Source organism: uncultured Corynebacterium sp. (assembly GCF_945649885.1).
Taxonomy (GTDB): Bacteria; Actinomycetota; Actinomycetes; order Mycobacteriales; family Mycobacteriaceae; genus Corynebacterium.
In genome coordinates, this window is the sequence record NZ_CALZFS010000105.1 from 1 (window position 1) to 10263 (window position 10263).

The 10263-nt window shown below is 60.2% G+C and carries 9 protein-coding genes and 1 pseudogene; 9 read left to right on the top strand and 1 reads right to left on the bottom strand.

Features of this window, described 5'->3' with window-relative positions:
- Positions 1-154: 154 nt before the first annotated feature.
- Positions 155-1528: an FAD-dependent oxidoreductase gene (locus Q0M74_RS10780; RefSeq protein WP_293954291.1), complete on the bottom strand. Its 1374-nt coding sequence runs from the start codon at positions 1526-1528 to the stop codon at positions 155-157.
- 405 nt (positions 1529-1933) lie between these two features.
- On the opposite strand from Q0M74_RS10780, the gene Q0M74_RS10785 reads away from it, so the two are divergent.
- The 9 genes and pseudogenes from Q0M74_RS10785 to Q0M74_RS10825 all read left to right on the top strand — a co-directional run.
- Entirely contained in the window at positions 1934-3649 is a 1716-nt protein-coding gene (locus Q0M74_RS10785) for a nitrite/sulfite reductase (protein WP_293954293.1), read from the top strand.
- On the top strand, positions 3646-3909 hold the full coding sequence (locus Q0M74_RS10790; RefSeq protein ID WP_293954295.1) for a hypothetical protein: 264 nt from the start codon (positions 3646-3648) through the stop codon (positions 3907-3909). Before Q0M74_RS10785 ends, Q0M74_RS10790 begins: the two co-directional genes overlap by 4 nt.
- Entirely contained in the window at positions 3906-4691 is a 786-nt protein-coding gene (locus Q0M74_RS10795; protein ID WP_293954297.1) for a phosphoadenylyl-sulfate reductase, read from the top strand. Before Q0M74_RS10790 ends, Q0M74_RS10795 begins: the two co-directional genes overlap by 4 nt.
- An 8-nt stretch (positions 4692-4699) precedes the next feature.
- Positions 4700-5614, top strand: coding sequence for a sulfate adenylyltransferase subunit CysD (cysD, locus tag Q0M74_RS10800; RefSeq protein ID WP_293954310.1), 915 nt, complete (start codon positions 4700-4702; stop codon positions 5612-5614).
- 1 nt (position 5615) lies between these two features.
- Positions 5616-6956 carry a sulfate adenylyltransferase subunit 1 gene (locus Q0M74_RS10805; protein WP_293954299.1) on the top strand — a complete coding sequence of 447 codons (1341 nt, stop codon included), beginning with the start codon at positions 5616-5618 and terminating at the stop codon, positions 6954-6956.
- A gap of 21 nt (positions 6957-6977) precedes the next feature.
- Positions 6978-7718, top strand: coding sequence for a sirohydrochlorin chelatase (locus Q0M74_RS10810; protein WP_293954302.1), 741 nt, complete (start codon positions 6978-6980; stop codon positions 7716-7718).
- A gap of 49 nt (positions 7719-7767) precedes the next feature.
- A complete protein-coding gene (locus Q0M74_RS10815; RefSeq protein WP_293954304.1) occupies positions 7768-8739 on the top strand; it encodes a sulfite exporter TauE/SafE family protein in 972 nt (323 codons plus the stop codon).
- A gap of 13 nt (positions 8740-8752) precedes the next feature.
- Positions 8753-9709, top strand: a complete 957-nt coding sequence (locus Q0M74_RS10820; protein WP_366088218.1) for an LLM class oxidoreductase — start codon at positions 8753-8755, stop codon at positions 9707-9709.
- 23 nt (positions 9710-9732) lie between these two features.
- A pseudogene (locus Q0M74_RS10825) lies at positions 9733-10131 on the top strand (nucleosidase); the annotation flags it as partial.
- Positions 10132-10263: the final 132 nt, after the last annotated feature.

Here is a 10263-nt window from a genome sequence, read left to right on the forward strand (position 1 = left end):
GAGAGTTCTCCTCACAAGTCACGGTTTGTTGTTGAAAAGGTAGGTTTCACTGCGGAAATAGCGTCAAACCTTGACATCTGAGGAAGTTGATCCTCACAAGTCAAGGTTTATGCCATTGCCAGGGCAAACACCCAGAAAAATTCTCCCGCAGCGATTAGATCATTACTGGAACTTCGCGGGCGGCCTGGACCATTTCTTCCCAGTCCACGATCTTCTTGCGTTCGCGGCCTTCCTCCTCACCGAGTGCACGCTCGGCGGCATCCAGACGGTACCAGCCTTCCCAGGTGGTGTAGGGGATGTTGCGTTCGTCGAGAAGCTCGACGATGGCCTCGCTGCCTTCATGCTTTGGTGCCACCAGACGGCCGGCTTCAGCATCGGCGATGAGCATATCCGTGGTTTCCTTGGCATCGGACTTGGTGTTGCCGATTAGACCGATCGGTCCACGCTTGATCCAGCCGGTGGCGTAGAGACCCGGGACCGGGGCGGCACCCGGTGCTTCGAGCACATGGCCACCGTCGTTGGGGATGACGTTCTTCTTGTCGTCGAATGGCACACCTGCGATGGCGTCGGACTTGTAGCCGACAGCACGGTAGACAGCCTGAACCGGCCATTCGGTGAACTTGCCGGTGCCGTTGACATCACCATTGCCATCGAGTTCGGTGCGTTCGGTGCGCAGGCCCACCACGCGGCCTTCCTTTTCCAGGATCTCCACGGGGTTTTCAAAGAGGTGGATCTGAAGGGTGTGGGGAGCATCCTTGGGCTCGCGGATGGCGTATTGCTCGAGGATCTGGCAGACAAGGTCCTGGGACTTGGAGGCGCGGCGGGCTTCTTCGGAGGCGGCGTCGTAATCGATGTCTTCTGGATCCACCACCACGTTGATGGTGTCGGAGTGGTCGAGTTCTTTCAGTTCCTGCGGGGTGAACTTAGCCTGGGCAGGGCCGCGCCGTCCGAAGACGTGGACTTCCTTGGCCTGGTTCTTAACCAGGTTCTGGTAGACATTGTCTGGGATTTCGGTGACCTTGAGCTCTTCACCGGTCTTGGCCAGGATGCGGGCCACATCAAGGCCGACATTGCCCACGCCGATCACGGCGACGGATTCTGCAGACAGGTCCCAGTCGCGGGAGAAACGTGGGTTGCCATCGTAGAAACCCACGAAGTCTGCGGCACCGAAGGAACCTTCGGCATCAACGCCGGGGATGTTCAGTTCGCGGTCGCGGACTGCGCCGGTGGAGAAGACCACGGCGTCGTAGTATTCGCGGAGTTCCTCGACGGTGATGTCCTTGCCCACAGTGATATTGCCCAGCAGGCGCAGGTGTGGCTTGTCCAGCACCTTGTGCAGGGACTTCACGATGCCCTTGATGCGTGGGTGGTCAGGTGCCACGCCATAACGGATGAGGCCGAAGGGGGCGGGCATCTGCTCGAAGAGGTCAACGTAGATTTCGCGTTCCTCATTGCGGATGAGGAGATCGGAGGCGTAGATGCCGGCAGGGCCAGCACCGATGACGGCGACGCGCAGTGGGGTAGTCATCTGCTTGAAACCTTTCGTGCCCGTGGGGGAGAGGGGCGAGTTCTTGAGGGGGATGGTGCGGTGTTCTATGTGGGATAGACAAGCTTCTAGACCGCTTGGTCTGTGAATCTAGCAGTGTCATGGTGCCATGCAAAGCAAAACGCCTATTAAATTCACGCAACCAGGCCCTGCCCGGGAAATCGATTTGATTTATTCACACTTGGGGCAGGCAAATAAAACCAGCTCAAGGCATTTAAACTTGACTAAGTAGGTTAAATTAACCGGGGGAAGTGAATCTATCGGTTGTTGTAGACCGAGCGGTACGTATAAGTTTCTTCCTTAGATAAACCAGCCCCTCACCTAAGCGCCAGAGCTACCCCGTGGAAGTTTGCGGTGGTCAAGAATTTTTCAGGAGCACAGAGCACAATGTCACCAACACCCACTCAAGAGAAGGTTGCTGAGCGTCCAGCCAGCCCGGACCGTCCAGCACGCGCGGCACGTAAGCCGAAGCCTGAGGGACAGTGGAAGATTGACGGCACCGCACCGCTCAACCACGTTGAGGAGGTCAAGCAGGATGAACCCGCCTTCGAAGTGAAGCAGCGGGTTATTGATATCTACTCCAAGAAGGGTTTCTCCTCGATCCCGGCAGATGATATCGCCCCTCGTTTCAAGTGGTTGGGCATTTACACCCAGCGCAAGCAGGATCTGGGTGGTGAACTGACCGGCCAGCTTTCTGATGCGGAGCTGCAGGATGAGTTCTTCATGATGCGCGTGCGTTTCGACGGCGGCCTGGCCTCCCCGGAGCGTCTGCGTGCAGTCGGCGAGATCTCCCGTGATTACGCCCGTTCCACCGCTGACTTCACCGATCGTCAGAATATTCAGCTGCACTGGATCCGCATTGAGGATGTACCTGCGATCTGGGAGAAGCTGGAGTCAGTAGGCCTGACCACCATGCTTGGTTGCGGTGACGTTCCCCGCGTCATCCTCGGCTCCCCGGTCTCCGGTGTTGCAGCTGAGGAGCTTATCGACGCCACCCCAGCCATCCACGCCATCCAGGAGCGCTACCTGGATTCCGATGAGTTCACCAACCTGCCACGCAAGTTCAAGTCTGCGATCACCGGCAATGCCCGCCAGGATGTCACCCATGAGATCCAGGACGTGTCCTTCATCCCTTCGGTCCACCCGGAGCATGGTGTGGGTTTTGAGTGCTACGTCGGAGGTGGGCTGTCCACCAACCCGATGTTGGCACAGCCACTCGGTGCATGGATCCCGATTGAGGAGGTTCCGGATGTCTGGGCTGGTGTGGCTGGCATCTTCCGTGATTATGGTTTCCGCCGTCTGCGCAACCGTGCACGCCTGAAGTTCCTGGTTGCGCAGTGGGGTGTGGAGAAGTTCCGCGAGGTTCTGGAGACCGAATACCTGAACCGCAAACTCATCGACGGCCCTGAGATCGCCACCAACCCGGGCTACCGTGATCACATCGGCATCCACCCGCAGAAGGATGGAAAATTCTACCTGGGTGTGAAGCCAACAGTGGGCCACACCACCGGTGAGCAGCTCATCGCCATTGCCGATACCGCTGAGAAGCACGGCATTTCCCGCATCCGCACCACCGCGGACAAGGAACTGCTCTTCTTGGACATTGAGCGTGAGAACCTCACCGAGGTTGCCCGTGATCTGGATGAGATCGGACTGTACTCCACACCTTCAGAGTTCCGCCGCGGCATCATCTCCTGCACCGGCCTGGAATTCTGCAAGCTGGCACACGCCACCACCAAGTCACGCGCCATCGAGCTGGTGGATGAACTCGAAGAACGCCTCGGTGACCTCGATGTTCCACTGAAGATCGCACTCAACGGCTGCCCCAACTCCTGTGCCCGCACCCAGGTTGCCGATATCGGATTCAAGGGACAGACCGTCACCGATGCCGATGGCAACCGCGTGGAAGGCTTCCAGGTTCACCTCGGTGGATCGATGAACCTTGATCCCAACTTCGGACGCAAGCTGCGTGGACACAAGGTCATCGCTGATGAGGTGGGCGAATACGTCACCCGGGTGGTCACCAAGTTCAAGGAACAGCGCACCACAGATGAGCAGTTCCGCGAGTGGGTACAGCGCGCCGCGGAGGAGGATCTGAGTTGAGTCTGCGCCGCAAGCCCAACCCCAACCGCAATCATCCGCTGTACTGCCCCTATTGCGCCGGTGAAGTTCTCTTCCCCAACGAGGAGACGGAATTCGCCTGGTTGTGCATGGACTGCACAAGGGTCTTCGAAGTGAAATACCACGGACAAGACGATCCGGTCAGCAGGCCGACACCAGCAAAATCCACATCAGAAGCGCTTAAGGAATCCCTGGCCAGACATGGCCATCAACTACCCGGAGGAGGTGACCCACAACAATGAGTTTCCTACAGATCAACGCACTGAAGAACACCGCTTCCCTCAAAGACCCGGAGGTCTCCCCAGCGGGACCACGTGCCACCGCGGCCCTGTCGGAAGAGGTGGCGGAGAAGAACCGGGAGCTGGTGGACAAGCACGCTGAGCAGCTCTACCACGCAGATGCGCCCACGATTCTGGAGTGGGCCGCTGAACATGCACCAGGCCGCCTCGCGGTCACACTCAGCATGGAAAACACCGTGCTGGCAGAACTGGCTTCACGCCACCTCCCGGAATCAGATTTCCTCTTCCTGGACACCGGCTACCACTTCCCGGAAACCCTGGAGGTGGCCGCAGCGGTGGATGCCCGTTACAGCCAGGAGCTGGTCACCGCGCTGCCACTGCTCAGCCGCATGGACCAAGATTCGGTGTACGGGAAGAACCTGTACCGCAACAACCCGACAGCCTGTTGCCGAATGCGCAAGATGGAACCCCTCGCGGTGTCATTGAGCCCATACGCAGGATGGATCACCGGCCTGCGACGTGCAGACGGACCCACCCGGGCCCAGGCGCCGGCGCTGTCACTCGATGCCACCGGCCGGTTGAAGATCTCACCGATCATCACCTGGTCGCTGGAGGAAACCAACAGTTTCATCACCGACAACAACCTCATTGATCACCCCCTCACACACCGCGGATACCCATCCATCGGTTGCGAAACCTGCACCCTGCCTGTCGCAGAAGGACAGGACCCCCGTGCCGGCCGCTGGGCTGGCAACGCCAAGACAGAATGCGGACTTCACTCATGACCACAGTTATCTCCCCTGCTTCCCAGACTGAACTCTCCCCACACCTCAAAGACCTCGAGAACGAATCCATCCACATCCTGCGCGAGGTGGCTGGCCAGTTCGACAAGATCGGCCTGCTCTTCTCCGGTGGCAAGGATTCCGTGGTGGTGTACGAACTCGCACGCCGCGCATTCGCACCAGCCAATGTTCCCTTCGAGCTCCTGCACGTGGACACCGGCCACAACTTCCCCGAGGTCCTGGAATTCCGCGACAACCTGGTTGAACGCACCGGAGCCCGCCTGCGTGTGGCCAAGGTCCAGGACTGGATTGACCGCGGCGATCTGACTGAACGCCCCGACGGTACCCGCAACCCGCTGCAGACTGTCCCGCTGGTGGAAACCATTGCTGAGCAGGGTTATGACGCAGTGCTTGGCGGTGCGCGCCGCGATGAGGAACGAGCACGCGCTAAGGAACGTGTCTTCTCCGTGCGTGACTCCTTCGGTGGCTGGGATCCCCGCCGCCAGCGCCCGGAACTGTGGACCCTCTACAACGGCGGCCACCTCCCAGGCGAGAATATCCGCGTCTTCCCGATCTCCAACTGGACTGAGGCAGACATCTGGGAGTACATCGGAGCCCGCAACATCGAACTGCCACCCATCTACTTCTCCCATGAGCGCGAGGTCTTCGAACGCGACGGTATGTGGCTGACCCCCGGCGAATGGGGCGGACCGAAGAAGGGTGAGGAGATCGTCACCAAGACCGTGCGTTACCGCACCGTCGGCGACATGTCCTGCACCGGTGCGGTGCTCTCCGAGGCACGCACCATCGACGATGTGATTGAAGAAATCTCCACCTCCACCCTCACCGAGCGCGGCGCAACGCGTGCCGACGACCGACTCAGCGAATCCGCCATGGAAGACCGTAAGAAGGAAGGCTACTTCTGATATGACTGCCCCAACACTTAACCCAGAAATTACCGCTGACAACGCTGCTGCCGCTGCTGCTGGCGCCGCCGCCAAGATCTCCCAGCGTGAAACCTTGCGCCTGTGCACCGCCGGTTCCGTCGATGATGGCAAGTCCACCTTCGTCGGCCGTCTCCTGCATGACACCAAGTCCGTCCTGGCCGACACCCTGGCATCGGTGGAGCGCACCTCCGCCGACCGCGGTTTCGAAGGCCTGGACCTCTCCCTGCTGGTTGACGGCCTGCGTGCCGAGCGTGAACAGGGCATCACCATCGATGTTGCCTACCGTTATTTCGCCACCGACAAGCGCACCTTCATCCTGGCGGACACCCCGGGCCACGTGCAGTACACCCGCAACACCGTCACCGGTGTGTCCACCTCCCAGGTTGTTGTCCTCCTGGTGGATTCCCGCCACGGCGTTGTTGAGCAGACCCGCCGCCACCTCTCCGTGGCAGCACTGCTCGGTGTGAAGACCGTGATCCTGGCAGTGAACAAGATCGACCTGGTGGATTACTCCCAGGAAGTCTTCCAGGAGATCGAGAAGGACTTCACCGAACTGGCCAACGCCCTGCGAGTCTCCGATGCCCGCGTGGTCCCGATTTCCGCACTGCGCGGCGATAACGTTGCTGAGCGTTCCACCAACATGGACTGGTACAAGGGCCCCACCGTCCTGGAGATCCTGGAAACCATCGAGGTCTCCCAGGGCCGCGCCAATGACCTGGGCTTCCGCTTCCCGATCCAGACCGTCATCCGCGAACACTCCTCTGACTACCGTGGCTACGCCGGCACCATTTCCGCTGGTTCCATCGCGGTCGGTGACACCGTCTACCTGCCTGAGGGCCGCACCACCGAGGTCACCCACATTGATTCTGCAGATGGCCCACAGCAGTCCGCAGCCGTCGGCGATGCCGTGGTCCTGCGACTGGCACATGAGATCGACCTGATCCGTGGTGAACTCATCGCCGGTGAGGACCGGCCCGAGGCAGTACGCAGCTTCAACGCCACCGTGGTGGGGCTGACTGATCGTGACCTGCGCCCCGGTGCAGCCGTCAAGGTCCGCTATGGCACCTCCCTGGAGCGTGGCCGCATCGCCGCTGTTGAGCGTGTGCTGGACATTGATGGACGCAATGACAATGAGGCACCAGAATCCTATGGCCTCAATGACATCGCCCATGTCCGCATCGACGTTGCCTCCGAACTGCCGGTGGAAGATTATGCCGCACGAGGTGCCATCGGATCCTTCCTGCTCATCGACCAGAGCTCAGGTGACACCCTGGCCGCCGGCCTCGTTGGCCACCGCCTGCGCGACACCTGGGATATCTAGGACCACGAGGAGAAACCTGCCATGAGCATCCCCCTGATCACCCTGTCCCACGGATCGCGTAAACCATCAGCTGCCTCCGGAATCACCGCACTGACTGCGGCGACCGGGCGAATGCTGGGCACCGAGGCCGTGGAGGCACACCTCGAGTTGGCTGATCCCTCGCTTGACAGCGCAGTCGCCCAGCTCGCGGCGCAGGGTGTGACCAGGGCTGCTCTGGTCCCACTGCTGTTCACCAACGCCTTCCATAACAAAATTGACGTGCCGGAAGCCGTGCGTGAAGCCCAGGATCGTCACGGGGTTCAGCTGCTGGTGGGACCCCATCTGGGCACCGGGGTGGATGTGGCCCGGGTGCTCATCAATACCCTGCCCCATTCCCTTCCAGCAGGTGCCCACCTCATCCTCTACACAGTGGGCAGTTCCGATGCGGCCGCCAACGTGGCTGCAGAGAACCTCGCCTGGGAACTGTCCCTTCTTTCCGGACATACCGTGGATGTTGCCTATGCCACCAGTGGCCCCGGGGTGGGTTTCGGTGGGGCAGCAGTGATCGAAGCTGCCTGCGGGTATGAAGACGTCCACATTTTGCCGCTCTTTGTCACTGATGGCCTGCTGCTGGATCGTGTCATTGATCAGGTTGACCATATTGCCGTAGCCACCGGTGCCCGCATCACCTACTCCACACCGCTGAAAACTGCTCTCGCACCATTGGTTGCCGCCCGCTACCGGGCAGCCCTCAGTGAGCTGCTCACTGCAGCACATGCCTGAAGAACATGCTTAAAAAACACCTCTAAAACACACGCCTAAGGAAACGCATATGCAGACACTAATCTTCATCGCGCTCGCAGGCGTGGCCGCTCAGCTGGTGGATGGTGGCCTCGGCATGGGATTCGGCGTCACCTCCACCACCATCCTCATCCTGCTCGCAGGTCTTGGCCCCGCCCAGGCCTCCGCCGTGGTGCACACCGCTGAAGTGGGAACCACCCTGGTCTCCGGTATCAGCCACTGGAAATTTGGCAATGTGGACTGGAAGGTGGTGTTCCGCCTCGGAGTGCCGGGTGCGGTCGGTGCCTTCGCCGGCGCGACCTTCCTCTCCAATCTCTCCATGGAAGCAGCTGCCCCGGTAACCGCCACGATCTTGGCACTGATCGGCATGAACCTGGTCTGGCGCTTCAGCAAGGGCAAGGTGCGCAGAACCTTCAGCAACCGGCCACACTCCAGAGGCTTCCTCGGGGGCCTGGGCATCGTGGGCGGCTTTATCGACGCCTCCGGTGGCGGCGGTTGGGGCCCGGTGACCACCTCCACATTGCTGTCGGTGGGACGTACTGAACCCCGCAAGATCGTCGGCACTGTCAACACCGCAGAATTCCTGGTCTCCCTGGCAGCGACCCTGGGCTTTATCATCGGGCTCTGGTCTGACCTGGTGGATAACCTCGCCGCTGTAGCTGCTCTACTCATTGGTGGTTCCATCGCCGCACCGATTGCCGCGTGGCTGATCAGCCGCGTTAATGCCACCGTGCTGGGTGGTGTTGTAGGAACCGCCATCGTGGCCCTGAACTTCCCCAAGGTGCTGGAGACCGTCGGTGTGAGCTTCGATGGGGATTGGATCATCCAGGCAGTGTTGGTTACCTTCGGTATCGCACTCACACTGCTGGGTGTGCGCCGCTACCGCAGGAATCTCGCCCAGGCACTGGCAGAGGAAGCCGCTGGCGAAGCTACAAGTGAGACTGCTGGGGGAACTGAGCCCGGGAGCTCTCCGATTTCTGAGGCGGTCAAGAGTAGAACCTGAGATCATGGGAGCCATGCCGCTGTCACTTTCTTCCATGCCCACCGAAACACTTCCAGGCTTTAGCCGGGTGTTTCCCGGTGGGCGTTTGACCTTGGGCCTGTCCCTTCCACTGAATTCCGGGAAGGAGGAGGAACCCGATGTAGATATCAATCGTCAGATTTCTCTTGTGCAACGGGTGGAAGCAGCGGGGTTTGCGGCAGTCTGGTTACGTGATATTCCACTCCGGGATCCTGGCTTCGGGGATGTAGGGCAGGTCTGGGATCCAATCAGTTACCTCGGATACCTGGCAGCACAGACCAGCTCTATTGCCTTGGGCACTGCCGCCATGGTGGCCCCACTGCGACATCCGCTGCATCTGGCCAAGCAGGCGGCCAGCATTGATCATTTAAGCCGTGGCCGATTCCTCTTCGGTGTGGCCACAGGCGACCGCTCGAGTGAGTACCCCGCCTTCGGCATCCAAGAAGGCCAACGCGATGAGGTATTCCGGGAATACCTTGATGTGATGCAGAAGGCCTGGACCACCCAGAACAAGGGCATCCGGTGGTCAGGTGGGCGTATGTGGGGAGGGGATGTGGTTCCTAAACCTCTGGCCCTCCGCCCGCCACTGCTCACCGTGGGGTCCTGCCTGCAATCCATGGCTTGGCATCGTGAACACGCCGATGCCCACGTGACTTATCAGCGTCCTCTGGATATCCAACGCAGGTACATCGCTGACTGGCGTGCAGAGGGTAATGACAAACCCTTCGCCATGTCGATGTCCCTGGATCTGCATGAGGATCTTGAGGCGGAAGCTGGCCCCATCAAGTTTGGTTGGCGGGTGGGTGCTAAAAGTCTGGTGCTGATTCTGCAGGAGTTGGAACGGATGGGTGTTGATCACGTGATCCTGGGGCTCAAACGTGGGAGCAGACCAGTAGATGAAGTACTTGATGAACTCATCGAGCATGTGTTGCCCACTTTCCCCGCTGGGTAAGGGTTCCTGCAGTTAGCAGGGTAGGCAGGCTTCGCGATGGCATCAGCGGCGTGTTTGAGGTCGAGCGGGTATTTCAGCATGATTTTTCCAGCGAGCTCATCTCGCAAATGATCGGTCGGCCATTTCCCAACATGCGGGGCCTGCCGGTGTCAGGGCGGCTTCCTGTGGCGCACCTGGCCACTGGTGATGCCTTTATCAGCGACTCCGCCACCCGTGCTCGCTTAGCGCAGCGCGCCCACCTCTGCGATATGGAAAGTGCTGCGGTGGCTGCAGTCGCCGACAGCTTCGAACTTCCCGTAACCCTGCTCAAACAGGTCAGTGATAACACCGACGAGGGGGCGTCGACCACCTGGTTTGAGGCGGTCGATGCTGGCGCACAGCAGCTTTACGACGCCCTTCTTGCTGGGGGTTTCCTCAAGTAGGGGTGATGTTTCGCGTGTTGGGGCTCTTGGTCCCGACTTGCCCAGGGTGGGAGCGGCTACATGCTTGGTGCTTGTTGGTGGGGCCCTCGGGCGGAAGGTGTGCGCCTGGCTGGACGGCGGTTGGTTGGTGGC

Bases quoted from the DNA above. Each gene is read 5' to 3' on its own strand.
- Q0M74_RS10810 (WP_293954302.1), top strand. From the start codon at position 6,978: ATGAGCATCCCCCTGATCACCCTGTCCCACGGATCGCGTAAACCATCA.
- Q0M74_RS10805 (WP_293954299.1), top strand. From the start codon at position 5,616: ATGACTGCCCCAACACTTAACCCAGAAATTACCGCTGACAACGCTGCT.
- Q0M74_RS10780 (WP_293954291.1), bottom strand. From the start codon at position 1,528: ATGACTACCCCACTGCGCGTCGCCGTCATCGGTGCTGGCCCTGCCGGC.
- Q0M74_RS10820 (WP_366088218.1), top strand. From the start codon at position 8,753: ATGCCGCTGTCACTTTCTTCCATGCCCACCGAAACACTTCCAGGCTTT.
- Q0M74_RS10795 (WP_293954297.1), top strand. From the start codon at position 3,906: ATGAGTTTCCTACAGATCAACGCACTGAAGAACACCGCTTCCCTCAAA.
- Q0M74_RS10785 (WP_293954293.1), top strand. From the start codon at position 1,934: ATGTCACCAACACCCACTCAAGAGAAGGTTGCTGAGCGTCCAGCCAGC.
- Q0M74_RS10815 (WP_293954304.1), top strand. From the start codon at position 7,768: ATGCAGACACTAATCTTCATCGCGCTCGCAGGCGTGGCCGCTCAGCTG.